The organism is Pseudomonas sp. PDM28 (genome assembly GCF_019219115.1).
Taxonomy (GTDB): Bacteria; Pseudomonadota; Gammaproteobacteria; order Pseudomonadales; family Pseudomonadaceae; genus Aquipseudomonas; species Aquipseudomonas laurylsulfatiphila.
Genome location: NZ_JAHUWG010000046.1, coordinates 1 through 255, shown reverse-complemented (window position 1 = coordinate 255; position 255 = coordinate 1). Strand labels below are relative to the sequence as shown.

Below are 255 nucleotides of genomic sequence, written 5' to 3'. Positions count from 1 at the left end.
AATCAACCGAGATTCCCTTAGTAGTGGCGAGCGAACGGGGACTAGCCCTTAAGTGGCTTTGAGATTAGCGGAACGCTCTGGAAAGTGCGGCCATAGTGGGTGATAGCCCTGTACGCGAAAATCTCTTAGTCATGAAATCGAGTAGGACGGAGCACGAGAAACTTTGTCTGAATATGGGGGGACCATCCTCCAAGGCTAAATACTACTGACTGACCGATAGTGAACTAGTACCGTGGTGGGTGGTGGTAATGTACT

Annotated in this window: 1 rRNA gene; it reads left to right on the top strand. The window is 49.8% G+C overall.

What is annotated here, in order from left to right:
- Positions 1-255: ribosomal RNA gene (locus KW841_RS29510) — 23S ribosomal RNA — on the top strand; the annotation flags it as partial.